Below are 20,569 nucleotides of genomic sequence, written 5' to 3'. Positions count from 1 at the left end.
CTGGGTCACTTTCTTGCGAGCTCTTCCAACCGTGCGGTCAGATCGGCACCGATTTTTCCGATGTAGGGTTCGTCGATGATCGCCAGGTGATCGCCTCCGACATGGATGATCTCGAGATCGTCGACCACCTCTCCCCATCTTCCGTCTTCATCGATCTTTGCCCACTGCGGTTCGAGTTCGATTGCGCCATCATGCATCTTGTCGGCCCGGTAGAGGACCACCTTGCCGTCGTAGCGCGAGGGCTCCACCGTCGACAGCGCGCGGTTGTCGAGGAAGCTGGTGCGCTGATGTTCGATGATGCCACCAGGGATCTTGGCGTCACTCATCGCCAGCATCTCCATGATGATCTTGAACTGGCCGTCGTCGTCGGCTTCCACCAGGCGGTCCATCGGGATCGGCACATCGTCGAGACCGTAGGTGCGCTTGGCGAAGTCGAGGTACCGCTCGAGGCGGGCCCGCTTGGTCTCCGGGGTGTCCTCGACCGGTTCGGCCGGGCGCACCACATCGATCAGGCCGACAAACGAGACCTCTTCGCCGGCTTCGACGAGTACCTGCGCGCATCCGTATGCCAGGGCGCCGCCGAGAGACCAGCCGACCAGCACGTACGGGCCGCTTGGTTGGATCTCGCGCAGCTTCGGGTAGTACTGGCGGACCCGTTCTTCGATGGTCCCCTCGACGCGGTCGAATCCGATGACCGGGACGTCCTCGGGCAGTCGCTTGAGCAGCGGCTCGTACGCGGCGGTGGAGCCACCGGCCGGGTGGAACACCAGCACCGGTGTGCGGTCTGAGTTCTCGGGGGTCCGGAGGTAGCGGACGAAGCCGTCCACCAACCCACCCTCGAGATGCTCACGCACGTAGTTCGACATAGTCTCGATGTTGTCGGCGTCGATGACGTCCTCGATGTCGAGTTCGCCGCCCGCACGTTCGGACAACCGCGCCGTCAACTTCTCCGCGGTCTCGTCGTCGAGCACCGGGAGGGGGTTGAAGATGCCGCCGGCAGACTTTCCGGTCACCACGGCCCACACGCCGAAGGTCAGACGCTCGGCGGCATCTCGCGGTGGGACGTCCGCACCGGCCGCAGCAGCGACCGCGGCCGCGTTCTGCAGGTTGGCCTTCGGCTTGTCGGCCTGGGCTTGTGCCGGTGCCGGCTGAGCCGGGGCAGGCGCCGAATGCGCTTCGGCGACAACCTCTTCGGGTGCGGATGTTTCGAGAGGCGCTTCGGCCTGGGGCTCGACGGGCTGGGACTCGTCGGTCTTGGTTCCTTCGGAGTTGATCAGTTCGGCCAAAGCGGCGGTGTCCAATTCACCCTTGCCCGCTGCATCGGCGGCCAGCGCCTCCACCTCGTCGCGGTGCTCCACGGCGTAGGTGACGAACTTGACCACGTCTTGGAGGTTGGCGTCGCGCATCGCCTGCAGCTGCAGCTGCGGGATGTCGAACTCCCACTCCGCACGGTTCTTGATGCGCATGGCCATCAACGAATCCAGACCCAGCTCGATCAGCGGGATCTCACGAGGGAGATCCTCGGCCTCGTAACCCATCGACTCTGCGACGATCTGTGCCAGCCGGTCGTCGACGGTCTCGCCGGAGGCCGGATCCCACCGGGCGCCGATCTCATCGCTGATCTCCGGTTCGGTCACCAGCGTGTTGTCGACGAACCCGGACTGCTCGGCCGTCACAGGCGCGGTGGCGGGGGCCGCCTGGACGGCGGCCGCAGCCGGTCCACCGGAGACCACCACGGCGTCAAGCAGCAACCGGAACGAGGTGCCCTCGGCAGCATGCACTTGCAGCGCGCCACCGCCCGGGTGAGGTGCCAAGGTGGTGGTCAGCGTCGAGGCGCCCACCGGCTCACCGTGCGGGAGCACCGCAGTCACCGCTACATCGGAAAGCACTTGCGACGCAGCAACTCTGACGAGTTCGGTGAGGTCGGATGCCGCCGATGCCGACACCTGCCAGACGTGGCGACCGTCGGGAAGGGCCACGTGCGATCCCGGGATCCGGGAATCGCCCGACCCGGCCGAGATGTTCGCGGTCAGCCAGTACGGCTTGCGTTCGAACCGGGTCCGCGGGATCTCGGCGAAATCGCCCTTACCGAACAATGATCCGACGTCGACGGCATGACCGTGGACGTAGAGCTTCATCAGCGCGTTGATCACGCCGTGACTCTCGTCTTCCTTGCGGCGCAACGTCTCGATCAGTTCGGCGTTGTGGATGCCGACCGAGAAGGTCACGGCGGCAACGGAAATCAACACCGCGGGGTTCGGCGACAGCTCGAGGAACGTGGTGTGCCCGTTCTCGACGGCCTTGGCGACGGCCTGCGAGAACCACACGCTGTGCCGCAGGCCCTTGGTCCAGTACTCCACGGCGTGCACCGGCTCGCTGCCCGGCCGGTAGAAGGTCTCGCGGTCGACCGAGCTGTAGAAGCCGATCTTGGGCGAACGCGGCTCGATGCCGGTGAGCTCGTAGGCGAGTTCACCGAGCAACGGGTCGGTCTGGGACGTGTGGCTGGCACCCTTCGTGGCGAGTTTTCGCCCGAGTTTGCCCTCGCTCTCAGCCCGCGCCACGATGGCGTCGACCTGCGGTTCAGGACCGCCGATGACGGTGTGGGTGGGTGCTGCGTACACGCAGATCTCGAGATCGGGATAGTCGGCGAGCACACCGGTGATGTCATCGGCGCTGTACTCCACCAGAGCCATCAGCCGGATGTCGTCGCCGGTCAGCTGCGCCTCGGCCTCGCCCATCAGCCGCGACCGCTGGCAGATGACCCGGACGGCGTCCTCGAGGGACAGACCACCGGTGATGTAGGCGCCTGCTGCCTCACCCATCGAATGTCCGACAACCACACCGGCATCCGCACCATGGTGGCGGAGCAACTCGGCCAGGCCGATCTGGATGGTGAAGATCCCGATCTGCGACGTCTCGATCTCGTAGGCCACCGAATCGTCGAGGAACTGCTCGACGATCGAGTAGCCGAGCTCATCGACGATCAGCTTGTCGACCTTGTCGACCGCTGCGGCGAACACCGGATTCTCGGTGTAGAGCTGCTTGCCCATCTTGCGGTGTTGCGAACCGAAGCCGGACAACAGCCACACGGGCGACGCCGAATCCGGTGAGTCACAAGTGAAGACGAGCGGGCTGTTCTTGTTGTCAGCGACCGCCCGCATGCCCTTGAGCGCGTCCTCGTGCGTGCGGGCCATCACCACCGATCGGGTACGTCCGTGGTTGCGGTGTGCCAGGGCCCGCCCGATGTCGACGAGCGGCGTGTTCTTCGCAGCGTCGGTCTCGAGCCAGTCGGCGAGGTCGGCGGCGGTCTTGCGGCGACGCGACGGAAGGAACCCCGAGACCACCAGCGGGACAACCGAACCCTCGGCCCGGCACGGCGCGAATCCTTCTGCCGGGTCCTCCTTGGCTTGCGGCTCTTCGGTTTTCGCCGGTGTGGCCGCGAGCTGGCCCAACGCGGCGCGTTCGGCGTCGGTGAGGAACTCGTCGAGGTCGTCGTCCTCATCGAGGAAGTCGGCGACCGTGGCCTGGGCGGCAACCGGCTCGTCGATGACCTCTGCGGCGGGTTCCCTCAGGTCTTCTGGCGTCACCTCTCGGACCACCACGTGTGCGTTGGTGCCGCCGAACCCGAATCCAGAGACACCCGCGATGGCGCGGCCGGAGTACCTGGGCCAATCAGCCGGCTCGGTGACAACACTGAGCCGCAGCGCGTCGAACTGGATGTACGGATTGGGGCCGGCGTAATGCAGCGACGGCGGGAGCTTGTCCTCTTGGAGGGCAAGGATCAGCTTGATCAGGCCTGCGGAACCTGCACCGGCTTCGAGATGGCCGAAGTTGGTCTTCGCCGAGCCGAGCAGCGTCGGCTTGGCCGCATCGCGCCCCTTGCCGAGCACACGACCGAGTGCGTCCGCCTCGATGGGGTCGCCGAGAATGGTTCCCGTGCCGTGCGCCTCGATGTAGTCGACGTCGCGCGGATTGATGGCAGCGTCGATGTAGGCGCTGCGCAGCACCTGAACCTGAGCTTCGGGATTGGGGGCGGGCAGTCCGTTGGAGCGCCCGTCGGAGTTGACGGCCGATCCCGCGACCACCGCGAGCACGTTGTCACCGTCGCGGCGGGCATCGGAAAGTCGTTTCAGCACGACGAGTCCGCCACCCTCGGCGCGGATCATGCCATCGGCGTCGGACGAGAACGCCTTGATGTAACCGTCTTTGGACTGCACACCCACCGAGTCGAACCCCAGCGTCGCGGCCGGGGTGATCAGCATGTTGACACCGCCGGCGAGAGCGACATCGGACTCGCCGCTGCGCAGGCTGCGCACTGCCTGGTGCACCGCGACCAGCGACGAGGAGCAAGCGGTGTCGAGTGCGATGGACGGCCCGCGGAAATCGAAGTAGTACGAAACCCGTCCCGCCACAATGGAAGTGGAGGTACCCGTCAGCGCATACGCGGCCGTTTCGCCGGCGCCTTCGGGATCGGAGACCGCCAGCATCTGGTAGTCGTTGGTGGAACTGCCGATGAACACACCGACCTGGCCGCCCTTGAGGTCGCTGGCCGGGATGTGCGCGTGTTCTAGTGCCTCCCAGGTCAATTCGAGTGCGAGGCGTTGCTGCGGGTCCACCATCTCGACCTCGCGCGGCGACATCTGGAAGAAGTCGGCGTCGAAGCCCTTGACGTCGTCGAGGTAGCCGCCCTTGAGGTTGGCCTCGTCGAGCACCTTGGCGATCCGCGGATCCGACTTGAACTCGGTCCAGCGGTCCTCGGGCAGGTCACTGATGCCGTCGCCGCCGTTGATCAGCAGATCCCAGGTGGATTCCGGGGTGTGGCCCGCCTTCGGGAAACGTGTTGCCACACCGACGATCGCGATGTCGTCGTTCGGGCCTCGCGTGCGGTTGTACAGATCGTCGTCGTCATCGTCCTCGCGGCCCGCATCCGGGTCGCCCTCGATGATGCGCTTGGCCAGCGACGCGATCGTCGGATGCTGGTACGCGACGGTGGCGGTGAGGATGATGCCGGTCTTGTCCTCGATGTCGCCCGACAACGCAACCGCGTCACGCGAGGACAAGCCGAACTCTTCCATCGGCCGATCGTCGGAGACCTGGTCGACCGGCAGTCCGGTCGTGTCGGAGACCCACTGCCGCAGCCACTCCCGAAGCTCCGAGACCGTCAGGTCACCGGCCTTCTCGTCGTTCTGCCGTTCTTCGCCTGAATCGGTCGACGCACCCACCGGCGACACATCCAACTCACCGTCGCCACTACTGTCACCCGGACCAAAACTCGACCCCGGCAGCTTGTCCTCGGAGTTCAGGGGCTCATTCGTCGAACTGTTCAGTTCAGGCATCGGGTAGTCCAGACTATTGATTCTCGTGTGGCGCATCGGGGAACGCCGTCTGCTGGTAACCACCGCGCAGAGTTCCGTCGATGTACGCCGCCTTACATGCCCGCCGGGCGATCTTGCCGCTGGAGGTACGTGGGATCGAGCCCGCCGGAACCATCAGCACGTCGCGTGCCATCACACCGTGTCGCTGGGCGATCGTGGCGCGCACGGTGTCGGCCACCTCTTGTGGGTCGACCTTCTTGCCCGGTCCGCGCTCCGCGACGATCACCAGCTGCTCGGATGCGTCGTCCGCGTCGAACTTGAGTCCGCTGGCGGAGTTCTGGAACACCACCTCGGGCAGTTCGTTGGCAGGCACGGCGAACGCGGCAACAAAGCCGGGACGCAGAGCCTGGCTGGCTTCCTGCGCCGAGAACTCCAGGTCCTGCGGGTAGTGATTGCGGCCGTCGACGATCACCAGGTCCTTGACGCGTCCGGTGATGTACAGCTCGTCCTCGAACCACACGCCGTAGTCGCCGGTCTTCATCCACTTGGCGCCCTGGGGAGAGCCGATGCTCCGGCTGCCCTCGGGCAGTGGGGCGGTGAGGGTGTTGTTGAACGTCTCCTCGGTCTCCTCCGGGCGACCCCAGTATCCGTGGCCGATGTTCATCCCGTGCAGCCAGATCTCACCCACGTGGCCGTCGGGACGCTCAGTACCGGTCTCGGAATCGACGATCACGGCCCACTGGCTCACCGAGACCTGTCCACACGACACCTGGGCCACCGCACCCGGCGCATCCTGGTCGACCAGCTTGAATTGTCCCGCGTTGAGGGCAGTGCGATCGACGTAGATGACCTTCGCCTCGTTCTCGCGCTTGGTCGACGACACGAACAGCGTGGCTTCTGCCATCCCGTACGAGGGCTTGATGGCGGTCTTCGGGAGTCCATACGGACCGAAGGCCTCGTTGAACTTCTTCATCGAGCTGACGGTGACCGGCTCGCTGCCGTTGATCAGGCCGATGACGTTGCTCAGGTCGAGCTTTTCGCCGGGCTTCGGGACGCCACGCACCGCGGCGTGCTCGAACGCGAAGTTGGGCGCGGCGGCGAACGTGTCGGCACCATCGGCGATGGCGGCCAGTTCCTTGATCCACCGGCCGGGCCGCCGCACGAACGCCTGCGGGCTCATGATGGTGATGTATTTGCCGCCCAGCGCGGGCAGGATGACCGTGAGCAGGCCCATGTCGTGGAACATCGGCAGCCACGTGACGCCGCGCGAGTTGTGGTCGAACTCGATCGCATCGATCATCTGCAGTGCATTGGCGGCAACCGACTCATAGGTGATGACCACGCCGGCGGGAACCCGGGTGGAACCCGAGGTGTACTGCAGATATGCCGCATCGTGCAGGGCCGGTTTCGGCTTGACCCACGTGTCGCCGACCGAATCGGGAACCGCATCGACGGCGATGACACGGGGGCGTTCCTTGGCGGGCAACGGCTTGAAGAAGTCACGGACGGCCTCGGCCGATTTGGTTGCCGTGAGGATCACACTCGGCTTGCAGTCGGCGAGCACAGCGGTGAGCCGGTCGGTGTGACCCGGCTCGTCCGGCGAGAACAGCGGAACCGCGATGTTGCCCGCGAACAGCGACCCGAAGAAGCCGATCACGTACTCCAGCGACTGCGGGGCCAGGATCGCCACCCGGTCGCCCGGCTGCGTGACCTGCTGCAGCCGCGCGGCGATGGCGCGAAGCCGTTTGCCGAACTCGGCCCAGGTCAGGTCGATCGGCTCGCCATCGCGTTCACGGCTGTAGTCCATGAAGCGGTACGCGAGTGTCTCGGCCTGCTCGATGACATTGCGTTCCACGTAGTCGACCAGCGTCACGTCGTCGTCGAAGAACAGATTTCCGTTCTCGTCCAAGAACTGGTCAAACTCGTTGTTCATTCGTACTCCTGATCGCGACCTCGACGCCCCTGACACAAATCTGGTCACCAGCCCTGCGTGACAGTGCGTCCGCGGGGTGATCCACCTTGTGTTCGGCTTGCGTCACCTGTGAACGGTCGAGCTCAGCGCGCGGCACCATGTGCTTCATCGATGCCACACGCCTCGTCTCCAACAGCGTTCCCTACTTTTCTTGTCAAGCCAAATAGGACTCGCGGTCGCCGCCGACCCGAGCCAAACCTTCCACATCTTACCGGCCAGTACCACTCGCCTTGGGTACGGGTCGTGAGACAACCTACGCTTCCGCGACCACGAATGTGGCTACTCGCCCTTGAGTATCGGAATGATCGGTGCGAAGGCATCCATCTGCGTCGGGAACACCCCGACATACGACATGGACGTTCGCCTGCGCACCTCGCGGATCTGGTCGGCGATCTGCTCGAACGACCCGAAAGCAAGGTACGGCGAGGCCAGGATGTCGTCGACCGACAACTTGACGTCCATGGCGATGTTCGGCGGATAGCCCTGGTCGAGTGCGGCCAGCGCCATCTCCGCGGTCGCCTCGCGATCGTCGGTGATCACGATCGTGGCGATTGTCCAGTTGAGTTCGATCTCGTCGAACCTGTCGCCGGCTGCCTGCCGGATGCGGTCCACACGCTCGATGGTCTTCTCCATCGTCATGTCGGACAGCCGCAGCCGGCCGTCGGGCGTGGTGCCCGTCGCGACCGAGATGATGTCGGCGTGCTTGGCGGCAAGCGCGAGCATCTTCGGCCCACCGCCGCCGACCGCGATCGGAGGCCGGGGACCCTGCCGCGGACGGGGACTGCCGACCAGACCCTTGATGTTGTAGAACTCGCCGGAGAAGTTGACCTCCTCGCCGCGCAGGAGTCCGTCGAGGATGGTCAGCGACTCATCGAGCCTGCGGATCCGGACGCCGGGCGACTCGAACTCGATGCCGGCCTTGTCGAACTCCTCTTTCATCCATCCCGCGCCGATCCCCAGCTCCAGGCGGCCCTTGGACAGCACGTCGATGGTGGTGGCCTCTTTGGCCAGCAGGGCCGGATGCCGGTAACCGTTGGCCAGCACCGACGTGGCAAGCCGGATCCGGTCGGTGGCCTGGCTGAGTGCACCGAGGGCCGCGAGCGGCCCCACCTGATTGCCCAGATGGTCGGGCACGGCGAACGTGTCGAACCCGTACTCCTCGGCGGTCTGCGCGAGTTTGACGAACTTACGCGCCCCACCCTCGTCACGGTTGCCCTCGCCACCCGCTCCGAACCGGAACTTACGGGGGCCCGGTGCGGCCTCGGCTGAAGTCATCGCAAGTCTCCTGGTTGTCGAACATGCCCGGTGGTCGTCGCCCATGCCTTACGGGCCCGGCTCGGCAGTAGACGATACTTCCGCACCTGATCAGCGCAAAATGCGCTCGATCCGGTCCGTCGGGCTCATTCGTGCTTGGGGAAAGGCGCCTTGTCGATCACGTCACGTGCCCAGCCCGTCATCCACTCCGTGGCCGGCTCACCGTCGTCGTTCCAGTACCGAGTGGTGTTGTACATCGCGTGTACCGGGTTGTTGACGGCACCCATCAACTTGCTGATGCCCTCGATCGGGTTGGCGATGGTGGGTGCATCACAGATCAGATCGCCTGGCGCACAGAGGGAGTACGTGCGGTCGGTGAGCTCGCCGAACCCGCCGGGGCGTGGCCCGGTCAGGTCGATCCCGGGAATCGGGAGGATGTCGAGAGCGATTTCCGCACCGACGCCGGCAGGGTTGGGACCCACCGTCTCCACCTGATTCGGCTGACGGCGACCGTCGGCGATCAGTCCGACGCCCACCACGAGATCGGCAGCAACCGGCCCCCGACCGTTACCGATCTCACCCGCGATGTCACCTGCGATGACCGCTCCCTGCGAGAAGCCCATCAGGACGAAGCTCGTGAGCGGACACTTCTGGTTGACCTCGGTGATCTTGGCGCGGGCCTTGCTGGTGCCCTCGGCCCGTGAAGTGTTGTAGTCGATCTGTCGGTCGGTCAGCACGGTCGGATTCCGGAACTGGGCCACATACGGCACCGTGTAGACGTCGGCCCGCGAGCTGTCGAACTCCTCTGCGAGCGGCCCGGACACCTTGAGCATCAACGAGTTCGGGTTCGCAGTCGGATTGTAGGGGTCGTCGTTCGATGCCGACTCCCACGTACCTGGCACCACGACCACCTGGACGTCCGGGCAATCGGCGGGCTGCGCGGTGGGTCGAGGCGCAGCCGACGACGGCGGCGACGATGAAGGTCCACCCGGTTGCCCCGGGTCGGGCTGAAGCAGGTTGATGATCAGGATGATCACCAGGATCACCGCGATGACGCTGAGGATCCCCAGGCCGAGGACCACGAACAGCAACGTGCGTCCGCGACTTCGCTTCTTACGTGTCATGTCGGCCGCTTTGTGGTTGTCATGTCGGCGACCGTCAGCAGTACTTGGCTTCGGCGGCCTTGATCACCTTGTCGGCGTTGGCCTGTGCCTTGGCCTCGTCGGTGGTGCCCGAGCCCACGAGAGGTACCACGATCACCTTGATGTCGGCCGGGCTGGCGCCCTGCTCCTTGCCCTGACAAACCGCCGAGGCAGCACTGAGTGCGATGGCGTTGTCGGGGTCGTTGGGGAACTCGACGCCCTGCTTCTTCAGTTCCGCGAGGTAGTCCTCGGTCTTGTCGTTCTCGTCGACGCCTTCGGGCACATTCGCCGAGGGCGGACCCGTCTCGGGAAGACCCTGGGTGTCGTCGGGCTGTCCGTCGCTGCTCGCCTCGGTCGACGTGGCCGTCGAGGCACCCGACGACGGCGCAGCGCTGCTGGTGGCGCTTGTCGTACTACTGGTGGTGCTCACCGAATCAGTCGGCGCCGACGCGGTCGAATCGTCGCCGCAACCGGTGGCGAGCGCTGCGGTGATGAGCAGCGCGGCACCCGCGGTCACAACCCGAATGATGTTGCCTGTCATGTCACTTCCTTGTGTCTTCTCGCCGGGCGGCACGGCGGGCTCCGGTGAGCCGGCGGACCGAAAACGCTCCGCCAGGCCGACCCGGACACCCCCGCGCTGCGCGCCGGGATTCGCGCTCTGCGCCCTGAATACCTCCGCAAGGCTACAGAAGGCACCTGAGGAATCACTTGGCGGTGACGACCCCGTTCACGACCTCGATGGCGCCGCGTTCGAAGTTCACCCGGTAACCGCCGGTGATGTTCATCTGATCGCTGACCGGATAGCCGAACTTGCCGTTCTCGAATCCGGCCTTGCCCCACGCGTCATAGATGGGTCCGAGAGGGATGGCGAAAGCACCCTTGGCCGGCGTCCAGTAGATGTTGCCGCCGTCGAACGCGTTGAACCGTCCGCCGTCGCGCAATCCGATCTCGTTGGTCTTCGGGAATCCGAGCCAGCCGCCCTCGAAGTCGAGCGTGGCGTACTTGTCCATGATCTTGCCCTGGACCGAGTGCGCACCGTTTGCCGGAGTCCAGTAGTAGCCGCCGATCTGGAACGCCTGCACCCGACCCTTCTTGTTGGGTGTGTCGATCTCGTCCCCGGTCGGGTACTTCAGCGGCCCACGTTCGTAACCGGCCTTGCCCCAGTCGGCCAGGATCGCGCCGCCGACGGCATGCGCGCCGGTCTTCGCGGTCCAGTAGATGTTGCCGTTCTGGAAGCGGTTGAAGCGCCCGATCCGGTCCGGTGTCGCGAGTTCATCGCTGGTCGGGAACCCGAGCCATCCGCCCGGGCCTCCGGCAGCCACGTACGCGCCGCCGATTCCGCCGCCGACGACCTTGGCACCGGTCTTCGCCGACCAGATGATCCGTCCGTTACGGAAGTCCTGCGCGCGTCCACCCGGCACGTCGTATTCGGGGGTCAGGCACTCCTCGAGTGCCTTCTTGTTGGCCTTGTAGACGGGCGCGATCGCGCCACCGGTCGAGCACGCCGGCCTGTCGACTCCGAGCCCGAGTGCACCTGCGGCCTGCGGCCACGCCTGCTGCATCTCGAACTGCCAGTACGGCCACGTGTGGGTTCCGGACGCGCGGTAGACCGCCTGGGCCGGGACGCCGAGCTGGTTGAGCTTGCTGGCGAACTGCTGCGATGTGACACGCGACAGCACCTCGAGGCCCACGCCCGCGTAGTTCGTCGCGAGGTAGGGGATGGTCGACGGGGTGTCGTACTGACCGACCATGCCGTTACCGGACGAGACGTACAGGCTCACGCCCTTGAGCTTGTCGGCCAGCAGGTACGGGTCGTGTTCCTTCCACGCCGGGTTGGTCGGCGGTCCGAACATCTTGCTCGAGTCGTATCCACCGGCGTCGTTCATCGCGAACTGCACCGCCTGCGGCATCCCGAAGGAGCTGAGCTGCAAGATGCCCGAGAACGATGCGGCGAACTTGAAGAAGCCCGGGTTACGGCTGGCGAGCATCATCGCGGCGCTGCCACCCATCGACAGCCCTTCGACCCCGCGCACGTCGGTGGAGCGCCACTGGTTCTCCAGCAACGGTGGGAGTTCCTTCGTCAAGAACGTCTCCCACTGGTAGTTCTTGCCGTTGTCCGGCTCGGCCCAGTCGGTGTAGAAGCTCGACTCGCCACCGACGGGCAGGACAACGTTGACGTTCTTGTCCTTGTAGAAGTCCTCGATGTTGGTGTTGATGACCCAGCCGTTCTGATCTTCCTGGGCCCGGAGTCCGTCGAGCATGTACATCTGCGGGAACTTGTTCGCCGGACGGTAGTTCCAGTCGCGGGCGAGCAGCAGCTGAACCTGGATGTTGGTGCCCATCGCGGGCGAGTACACCCACATCGCCACGCGGCGGTCGGAGTACCAGAAGGTGTTGGTGATCTTGACGCCTGGGACCGGTGCCGGCGCCTGGAGAGCGGGAGCCTGCACAACAGGCGTCACCGGACTCTGCGGTGCGGGGGCGGCGACCGCAACGGTCGAGGACATACCCAGCACTGTGCACACGGATACCGCGCCGGCCATCAGTCCCAGTGCGCCGCGCACAAATCTCTGCCGCATGTACCTCTACTCCTCAAGTCACCGTCACCACTGTGGTCTTGCTCTGCTGCCCTTTGTCACCGGACGAAGCCCGGATCAAGGCGGACCCGCAGACAAAAACAGAACGTCCTACGTGTTTCTTACACGTAGGACGTTCTGTTTTGAGGTTGCCACACCTGTGACAGGTGTGAATTTTGTGACTAGAGGGATGTCACCACGATTATCCGCGGAACCAGCCCTGCTGGAGTGCTCGCCACATCATGTCCTGCCAGTAGCCCCACTTGTGGGTGCCGGTGACCGGGTAGTCGGTGGTGAGGTTGACGCGGTTCACGAAGGCCTGGACCTCGAACGCGCGGGTCTGGGCGAGCGACAGCACCTCGAGCGGCACTCCCTGCACGATGCTGACCGCGTTCTCGTTCTGGTTGTAGCCGCCCGGGATACCGCTACCCGACGCGACGCGAACCTTCAGGTCGTGCATCTTGGTGATCTGCACAAACGGGTCGTTGTCGTACCAGCGGGTGCTCCACGGGGGGCCCCACATGCTGTCCGCGTTCCACGGTCCGCCGTTGGCATCGAGCAGCGCGACGCGGATGGCCGACTTCATGCCCGGTGCCGACAGGTTCAGGTAGCCCGACATCGAGAAGGCGTGCGAGTAGTTCTGCTTGTTGTTGGCGCCGATCACCAGGGCGGCGTTACCACCCATGGAGATGCCGGCGATGGCGTACTTGCCGCCGGGGCCGACGCGAAGACCGCGTGCGTCCATACCCTTGACCAGGGTGTTGGTGATGACGCAGTTCCACATGTACTTGTACGGCTGGCGGTTGAAGTTGCTCGGCGCGTTCCAGTCGCTGTAGAAGCTGGCGGGTCCGCCGACGGGCATGACCACGTTGACGCCGCTGTTGACCATGTTCTGGACATTGGTCTCGTGCTCCCAGCCGCTGACGTCGTACGTCGCGCGCAGGCCGTCGAGCAGCACAACCGTCTTGTAGTTGCCGGGCTTCGACCAGGACCGGACCTTCACGGACGGCATCCCACAGCCATCGACGTTCCATTGCTGGAATCCGTTACCGGTGCCCCAGGCATTGGCTGTGCCGGTGCCGGCAACAACCCCGACTCCGGCAATGGTCGCCAGTGCGGCGAAAGCAGCGATGAGGCGTCTGCCCATCCCCACTCGCCTCGACGGTGTGCTTACGCGCATCGAATACAACTCTCTCTCTGTCCAGCAGCGGGGCCTTGTCTGGTTCCATCTCGAACCACGGCCACGAGGGTCTTGAAATCGGCACCAAAATTTTCAGGTGCCACACAGCTTGGCGGTCATCTGGCGATGCCGTCCTGCAACCGAACGGAGCCTATTAGATGCATCCCCTGCTGACAAACCCTGTGACCGGATCCACTCCGACCTGGGTTGGCCACTTGACCAGGCCAAATCCGTGCTCTCCCTAACTATCGGACACGCGAAACGCCGCGTTACACATTCGAGACCTTGGCTTTTGCGGTTTTGCGGGCTCCCTGAGCTCCCGCGCCGATCGGCCTCGATTTCTCAGGGAAATCTCAGAATAATGTGGGCGATTGCACAGCATGTGGGATTTCTACCGGGGGTAGAGCGGCGGTGGAATGGGTAGTTTGCACCGCTGCAGTTCGTACTCGGGTATCCGATCGATCCGGTAAGAGGTGAATCCGGCCGCCTGACGCAGGTTGTGCTTGAAGCGTGCGAACGACCACGGCTGGGAGTACGAGGCGATGAGATCCTGGGTGGGCTTGCACGTCAGCGCCACCTTCGCCTGTTGCACGTCGTCGGCATCGAGATTCGCCGGCAACACCGGATATCTCGACCACGCGCCGGACTCGGCGATCACCCATTCGTCCTCGAGGTCTTTGTCGTGTCCGATCCGGCCGTCGGGAAGCCGGTCCGTGTGCGCCGCGATCGGGTACGACAGGCCCATCGGGTCGGTCACCCGCACATCGAGTGGCGCGTTCATGCTCGTCATACCGAGGTTCAGATAGAAGACCGTGAGCTGTTTGGGTACTCCGGGCGGTGGCGGGACGGGTAGCGGGTCGAAGTACCACTCGTCATAGTTCGGCGACGCCAGCAACACCCCGCCGGTGTCGCTGTGCTCGGCGATCTCCTCGACCATCGCTCGGATCCGCGGATAATTGAGGTAGTCGGCAGCCGTGACGGGGTGCTCCACCCCGATGTTCTGTATATAAAAGCGCCGTTCGTCGACGATGCCCTGCCTGCCGATCTCGGTGCCGTTCTTCATCCCGGCCACATGAGACGTGGAAGCCGCCCAGACCACCGTGGTGATCCACAGCCCGGCCATCACCACCGTGCCGACCCAACCGGCGAGGTGATCACGTCCGACGCCTGCGGGCAGCGCGATCGGGATCACCATCACCGGGAGCATCAGCAAGAAGAGCGGGACCAGCAGCACCCGGGCGTGCATGAAGTCGCCGCCCTGGCGTACCCAGTAGAAGCTCTCGAGCAATCCGGAGACGAGTATCAGTGCGACCACCGCGGTCGGGGTCTGCAACCGCCGACTCCAACTGGTGGCGCGCTCACGCCAACCCGACTCGGCCCGCCCCTTCACCAGATCGACTCGACCGGAACGAGATTCCGCAGGTTCCACCTGGACCCGATGGGCCTGCAGGTACCAGGCGAGACCGGCCGCGGCCACCGCGACCAACAGCGGGAGCAGCAATACATAAGGACTGAACATGTTGCCCAGGTACTTGAGGCCCTGTTCGTACTTCGAGCCGGAGGCGTCCTTGGCCACGGCAGTGTTGGGAACGAGAAGGCCGTAGTAACCCATCCGGAAGATCTGGTAACCGACCGGAACCACCGCCGCTGCGGCGGCAAATGCGAACCGCATCCGCCACGTCATCGGCGCGCACACCACGAGCAGTAACGCGAGACCGCCGACGAGCGCGAGTTCGGGACGGATCAGCGGGGCCAGGCCCGCGTTGAAACCGAGCAAGAGGGTGGTGACCACCTGTTTACGTCCCTGAAGGATGCCGCGATCTGGGGTGGGCCGTTGACTCCAGGCGACCAGCTGACACCACAGCACCGCGGCCCAGAAGATACAGAGGGGAACCTCGAGGCCGCTGGTGGCGAAGTCACGCGCAGGCGGAAGCGTGATGTACACCAGCGCTCCGAGAGGCAGCAGCAACATCCAGCCGGGATTGACCGGACCGGAACCCTTGCGGATGCGATAGAGCCGTGCGGTGCCGTACATGGCGATCGGGACGGCCGATATGGAGAGGACCAGGGCTATCCACAACACGACGTACTCGGTCTGGGCGTCGGTGATCCAGCTCCAGAACCAGATCAGGTACGTCCACACCGTCGACGTGTTGGCCTCGACACGCTCCCCCTCGTTGAAGACGGGTCCGTTGCCGGCCAACAGGTTCCGGACGGTGCGCAAGACGATGAGACCGTCGTCGGCGATCCACCGGCGCTGCCACGCGCCATAGCCGAAGATCGCACCCACCACGACAGCGCTGATCCACAGTGAAACGGTGGCCGGATTGACGCTGCGGCCGAGCACGCGTGGTTCAGCTACCGGCCGATTCTCAACTGCTGGCCGGTGTTCAGCTGATGGCATAGACCGCGACACCCACGCATACTATCCACGCGATTGCCAGCAGCTGGAGAACACGATCGCCGAGCGCAATTTCTTCGGGTTCGCCCGCTTGACCACCGTCGACGTCCACTGCGTATCGCAAGATGGCGATGGTGAAAGGCACCATGGACAGTGCGTACCAGACGTTGTCGTCGTGGCCGCCGTCCGTGTCGAAGGCCCACATGCCGTAGCAGAGCACCACCGCGGTTGCGGACAATGTCCAGACGAAGCGCAGGTAGGTGGTGGTGTAGTACTCGAGGCTCTTGCGGATCTTCGCGCCGGTCCGTTCGGCGAGCTGCAGTTCGGCGTACCGCTTACCGGCCGCCATGAACAGCGAACCGAAGGTCATCACCAGCAGGAACCACTTGGACAGACCGTTGGGAAGATCGGCGGCCACGCCGCCCGCGACCGCACGGAGCAAAAAGCCCGACGAGACGATGCAGATGTCGATGACGGGTTCGTGTTTGAGGCCGAAGCAGTAGGCGAGCTGAATGGCCATGTAGATGCCGATGACCACCGCGAGCTGCCAGTTGGCCAGGAACGAGATCCCGATCGACGCGACACCGAGCACGACGGCGAGCACAAACGCCAGCTTGACCGGGACCACCCCGGCCGCGATCGGACGGAAGCGCTTGGTGGGGTGATTGCGGTCGGCCTCGACGTCCAGGGCGTCGTTGACGAGGTAGATGCACGAGGCGACCAGGCAGAACGCGACGAATGCGATGGCCGTCCGGCCCAGGATGTCGGGTTCGTCGACTGCTCCGGCTGCCACCGGCGCAGCCAGGACCAGGACGTTCTTGACCCATTGCCGTGGGCGGACAGCCTTCACCAGACCGGTCGCCAGATTCTTCGGCGGGCCGCGCACCACGTCGTGCTCGATCGGCTCCTCGCTCACAACATTCCTCGGCTCTCTGTTCTCGTCAGTCTTTCACCGGCACCGACCGCGGCGGCGCAGGCGGCACCGATCAACGCGCCCCCGATGACGTCGGACGGGTAGTGCACGCCGAGCACCAACCGCGACAACAGCATGGGTGGAACCAGCGCAGCGGGTAGCGCGGCAGGAGGTAAACCGGCGGCGCGACCGATGAGGATGGCCGCGGCGGTGGTCGATGTGGCGTGGCTGGATGGGAAGCTCAACTTGCTGGGGGTCCCGACCCCGATCCTCACGTCGGCATGATCGGGGCGCTTGCGCCTGACGATGCGTTTGAGCACCACCGAGGCGGCATGGGCACCGAAGGCTCCGACACCCGCGGCCACCCACAGGTTCCGACCACGTTCGTCGCCGCGGATCTGCGCGATGGCAGCACCTGTGCCCGCGACCGCAAGCCAGCCCAGTGAGTGTTCACCGAAGTGCGACAGTGCTCGTGCCGAAGCCACGGCGCCCGGCTTGTCCACGAACACATTCTGTACGGCCACAAGGACTTTGGTTTCGCCACTCATCGGCGCGAACGCCGCGGGATACGTATCAGTCGATTCCGAAGACACGTTCCCAGCTCTCTTTGCTGACCAGGTCGGCCTGAGCGGATCGGTACGTCTCCCGCATCTCGGGGAACCGGGCCTTCAGCTCGCGAACCAGGGCAGCTGATTCCTTTGCCAGCGCAACCATCTTGTCGCGGTCACGCTGCCGGTAGACCACTCCCCGGCCGTCCGCGGTGGTGACCGTGACCCCGTCGACCCGGCCGAGGCTGAACCAACGGGCCTGCAGCGGCGGATAGTTGGCCTGCGGCACCTCGTGATGGCGAGGATCGGCCGGACGCAGATTGTTGACGATGCTCGCGCTCAGCGAACGGATCTTCGCCACCGGGTTGAGCGGGATGGTCATGCCGTACGCGGTGGCCTCACCGGTGGTCGGCGGCAGTTCGGTGGCCGAAGGCAGCACCACCGCATCGGGGTACTCCTTGCGCATCGCCGCGATCTTGGGCAGTGCCGTGGGCAACAGGTCCCGAACGTGTTCGGGACCTGCGAGGAAGTCGCGGATCGCCTCGTTCTGGATGGCGACCGTCGAATACTCCAGGCACAGCAGGTGTTTGGCGGTTGCCTTCGCCATCGACTTCAGGATCCCGGCGGTGGACCCGTCGTGGTGGATGGCCGCGACGACCAGGCGGTTACGCAGATGGAAGTACGCCTGCCAGTCGATGGCGTCGTCTTTGTCGCTCCAAGCCATGTGCCAGATCGCGATGCCGGGGATGGTGGCGGTGGGATATCCCGCCTTGCCGGCGCGGAGGGCGAACTCCCAGTCGTCCCACTTGATGAACAGCGGCATGGGCAGGCCGACCTTCTCGGCGGCCTCCCGCGGGATCATGCACATCCACCAGCCGTTGCCGTCGACATCGATGCGACGGTGCAGGTTCTTGGAATGCCTGCGGTCGCGCAGCGGGTATTGCGCGAAGTCGTGGTCGTACTCGACGTAGGGCGCGCTGGTCCACATGAAGGTGTCGTGGTTGATCACCTCACCCATGCAGTGCAGATGGCTGCGGTCCTGCAGATTGAGCATCTGCCCACCGACGAGCATGGGCGACTTGGCGAATCGGGACATCGCCAGCGCGCGCAGGATCGAGTCGGGCTCGATGCTGATGTCGTCGTCCATGTAGAGGATGTACGGACTGTCGGTCAGCTTGAGGGCCTCGTACATGATGCGCGAGTAGCCGCCCGAGCCTCCGAGATTTCCCTGCTTGAACATGTGGAGCCGGTCGCCCAATGCTGCTGCGGCCTCGGCGAATCCGGCCTCTTCGGTGACGAGTTTGGTCCCCTGGTCCGGCATCATCACCGCATCGATGACCTCGTCGACCAACGGGTCGGAGGTCAGGGCCCGCAGGGCATTGACCGCATCGGTGGGGCGGTTGAAGGTGGGGATACCGACCGTGACGCGCTTGGTGTCCGGACCGACGGGAGGATCGATCGGTGCGTACCAGCCGGCCGACGTCACCTCGACGTCGGTGTCCGTGGTGACGTCGAACCAGATCCATCCGCCATCCTCGAACGGCTCGAGTCCCACCTCGAACTCGATGGCGCCCTTGCCGTTCTCGTCGACGGGCACCAGGTTGCCGTCGACTGCGATACGCGAACCGTCGACCTTGGAGCGATAGACGTCCACTCGGCACTTGCCGACGAGCTCGATCCGCAGCACCACCGACTTCAGGACAGTCCACCGACGCCAGTACGAGGCGGCGAAGGCGTTGAAGTAGGTCTCGAAGCTCACCTCGGTCTCGGCCCCGAGCACCACCGAGGTGCGGGTGGGCGCGTGTGCCCGACGCGCATTACTCGTGGCTTCCACCAGGTACAGCGAACGCACATCGAGTGGCTCGCCCTGGCGCGGCAGGATGACGCGTTGCAGCAGGTTCTTGGCTGCGTCGTACGTCTGCGGATTCTGTGATTGCTCGGCTGCAGTGGTGACTGTCAAGAGTTACGCCTCTCCGATGGGGTCGAGCCGGCCTTGGTGGAGCCCGGCTCCGCCTCTGGCTGCGTCTCCGCCAGCGGCGCACCGGTTTCGAGATGCGGTGCCAACGTGTTCTCGTACATCGTCAGTGCGCTCGCGATGGCCATGTGCATGTCCAGGTACTGGTAGGTGCCGAGCCGGCCACCGAACAGCACCTTGTTCGACGCGGTCTCGCGTTTGGCCCGGGCCCGGTAGGCGTTCAGCTTCTCGCGGTCCTCGGGGGTGTTGATCGGATAGTAGGGCTCGTCGCCACTCTCGGCGAACCGGCTGAACTCCCGCATGATGACCGTCTTGTCGGCCGGGTACTCACGTTCGGGGTGGAAGTGACGGAACTCGTGGATCCGCGTGTACGGCACGTCGGCATCGTTGTAGTTCATCACCGGGGTGCCCTGGTAATCACCGGTCTCGAGGACCTCGGTCTCGAAGTCGAGTGTGCGCCAGCCCAGCTCGCCATCGACGAAGTCGAAGTAGCGGTCCAGCGGGCCGGTGTACACCACAGGGGCGTCAGGGCTCTGGGCCCGCAGCTCGTCGCGCACATCGAACCAGTCCGTGTTCAACCGGACCTCGATGTTGTCGTCGGCGGCCATGTTCTCGAGCCACGCGGTGTATCCGTCGACCGGAAGTCCCTCGTAGGCGTCGTTGAAGTAGCGGTTGTCGAACGTGTACCGCACCGGCAAGCGGGCGATGTTGGCCGCCGGCAGCTCGGTGGGATCGGTCTGCCACTGCTTTGCCGTGTAGTGCTTGACGAACGCTTCGTAGAGCGGGCGGCCGATGAGGCTGATGGCCTTCTCTTCGAGGTTCGCAGCCTTGTCGGTCTCGATCTCGCTCGACTGCTCGGCGATCAGGGCTCGCGCCTCGTCCGGCGTGAAGTACCGCCCGAAGAACTGCGACACCAGGCCGAGCCCCATCGGGAACTGGTAGGCCTGCCCCTGGTACATCGCGAAGACGCGGTGCTGGTACCCGGTGAAGTCGGTGAACTTGTTGACGTAGTCCCACACCTTCTTGTTCGAGGTGTGGAACAGGTGGGCACCGTATTTGTGGATTTCGATACCGGTGGTGGGCTCGGGCTCGGAGTACGCGTTGCCACCGATGTGCGAGCGGCGATCGAGAACCAGGACGCGTTTGCCCAGCTGGGTCGCGGCGCGCTCGGCGATGGTCAGTCCGTAGAAGCCCGATCCGACGATGATGAGGTCGTAGCCTGAGGTGGTATCGGAACTGGAGCTGTCGGGGGTCACGGGTGTTCAGCGTAACGGACCGGCCCCGCAGCTCCGA

At 64.9% G+C, this 20,569-nt stretch carries 12 protein-coding genes; all 12 read right to left on the bottom strand.

The window, feature by feature from the left end:
• Positions 1 to 5: 5 nt before the first annotated feature.
• The gene (pks13, locus tag WIMU1_RS00860; protein WP_084247923.1) at positions 6 to 5,336 is read right to left on the bottom strand and encodes a polyketide synthase Pks13; all 5,331 of its coding nucleotides are present in this window, start codon (positions 5,334 to 5,336) and stop codon (positions 6 to 8) included.
• 13 nt (positions 5,337 to 5,349) lie between these two features.
• A complete protein-coding gene (fadD32, locus tag WIMU1_RS00855) occupies positions 5,350 to 7,248 on the bottom strand; it encodes a long-chain-fatty-acid--AMP ligase FadD32 (RefSeq protein WP_062794749.1) in 1,899 nt (632 codons plus the stop codon).
• 318 nt (positions 7,249 to 7,566) lie between these two features.
• A complete protein-coding gene (locus WIMU1_RS00850) occupies positions 7,567 to 8,562 on the bottom strand; it encodes an LLM class F420-dependent oxidoreductase (RefSeq protein WP_023954845.1) in 996 nt (331 codons plus the stop codon).
• Positions 8,563 to 8,687: 125 nt separating this feature from the next.
• A complete protein-coding gene (locus tag WIMU1_RS00845) occupies positions 8,688 to 9,665 on the bottom strand; it encodes a cutinase family protein (RefSeq protein WP_062794748.1) in 978 nt (325 codons plus the stop codon).
• 34 nt (positions 9,666 to 9,699) lie between these two features.
• Positions 9,700 to 10,224 (bottom strand): DUF732 domain-containing protein, encoded by a 525-nt coding sequence (locus tag WIMU1_RS00840; RefSeq protein WP_062794747.1) that lies wholly within the window; start codon positions 10,222 to 10,224, stop codon positions 9,700 to 9,702.
• Positions 10,225 to 10,387: 163 nt separating this feature from the next.
• Positions 10,388 to 12,262 carry an alpha/beta hydrolase-fold protein gene (locus WIMU1_RS00835; protein ID WP_084247922.1) on the bottom strand — a complete coding sequence of 625 codons (1,875 nt, stop codon included), beginning with the start codon at positions 12,260 to 12,262 and terminating at the stop codon, positions 10,388 to 10,390.
• A 199-nt stretch (positions 12,263 to 12,461) separates the two neighbouring features.
• Positions 12,462 to 13,406, bottom strand: coding sequence for an alpha/beta hydrolase (locus WIMU1_RS00830; protein ID WP_243404694.1), 945 nt, complete (start codon positions 13,404 to 13,406; stop codon positions 12,462 to 12,464).
• 424 nt (positions 13,407 to 13,830) lie between these two features.
• Positions 13,831 to 15,843, bottom strand: coding sequence for an arabinofuranosyltransferase AftB family protein (locus WIMU1_RS00825; protein WP_062794745.1), 2,013 nt, complete (start codon positions 15,841 to 15,843; stop codon positions 13,831 to 13,833).
• Positions 15,830 to 16,756, bottom strand: a complete 927-nt coding sequence (locus tag WIMU1_RS00820; protein WP_023954856.1) for a decaprenyl-phosphate phosphoribosyltransferase — start codon at positions 16,754 to 16,756, stop codon at positions 15,830 to 15,832. Before WIMU1_RS00820 ends, WIMU1_RS00825 begins: the two co-directional genes overlap by 14 nt.
• Complete coding sequence (locus WIMU1_RS00815; protein WP_062794744.1) at positions 16,753 to 17,346, bottom strand: phosphatase PAP2 family protein; 594 nt, start codon at positions 17,344 to 17,346, stop codon at positions 16,753 to 16,755. Before WIMU1_RS00815 ends, WIMU1_RS00820 begins: the two co-directional genes overlap by 4 nt.
• Complete coding sequence (locus WIMU1_RS00810; RefSeq protein WP_062794743.1) at positions 17,327 to 19,261, bottom strand: glycosyltransferase; 1,935 nt, start codon at positions 19,259 to 19,261, stop codon at positions 17,327 to 17,329. Before WIMU1_RS00810 ends, WIMU1_RS00815 begins: the two co-directional genes overlap by 20 nt.
• Entirely contained in the window at positions 19,258 to 20,532 is a 1,275-nt protein-coding gene (gene glf, locus WIMU1_RS00805; protein WP_062794742.1) for a UDP-galactopyranose mutase, read from the bottom strand. Before glf ends, WIMU1_RS00810 begins: the two co-directional genes overlap by 4 nt.
• Positions 20,533 to 20,569: the final 37 nt, after the last annotated feature.

The sequence above is a fragment of the Williamsia muralis NBRC 105860 genome (genome assembly GCF_001598915.1).
Classification (GTDB): Bacteria; Actinomycetota; Actinomycetes; order Mycobacteriales; family Mycobacteriaceae; genus Williamsia; species Williamsia muralis.
Note: the sequence above shows the minus strand (reverse complement) of the source record. Positions and strands in the feature narration are given on the sequence as shown.

Excerpts from the sequence above, each read along its gene's own strand:
- pks13 (WP_084247923.1), bottom strand. The coding sequence starts at position 5,336 with ATGCCTGAACTGAACAGTTCGACGAATGAGCCCCTGAACTCCGAGGAC.
- fadD32 (WP_062794749.1), bottom strand. The coding sequence starts at position 7,248 with ATGAACAACGAGTTTGACCAGTTCTTGGACGAGAACGGAAATCTGTTC.
- WIMU1_RS00850 (WP_023954845.1), bottom strand. The coding sequence starts at position 8,562 with ATGACTTCAGCCGAGGCCGCACCGGGCCCCCGTAAGTTCCGGTTCGGA.
- WIMU1_RS00845 (WP_062794748.1), bottom strand. The coding sequence starts at position 9,665 with ATGACACGTAAGAAGCGAAGTCGCGGACGCACGTTGCTGTTCGTGGTC.
- WIMU1_RS00840 (WP_062794747.1), bottom strand. The coding sequence starts at position 10,224 with ATGACAGGCAACATCATTCGGGTTGTGACCGCGGGTGCCGCGCTGCTC.
- WIMU1_RS00835 (WP_084247922.1), bottom strand. The coding sequence starts at position 12,262 with ATGCGGCAGAGATTTGTGCGCGGCGCACTGGGACTGATGGCCGGCGCG.
- WIMU1_RS00830 (WP_243404694.1), bottom strand. The coding sequence starts at position 13,406 with ATGGGCAGACGCCTCATCGCTGCTTTCGCCGCACTGGCGACCATTGCC.
- WIMU1_RS00825 (WP_062794745.1), bottom strand. The coding sequence starts at position 15,843 with ATGCCATCAGCTGAACACCGGCCAGCAGTTGAGAATCGGCCGGTAGCT.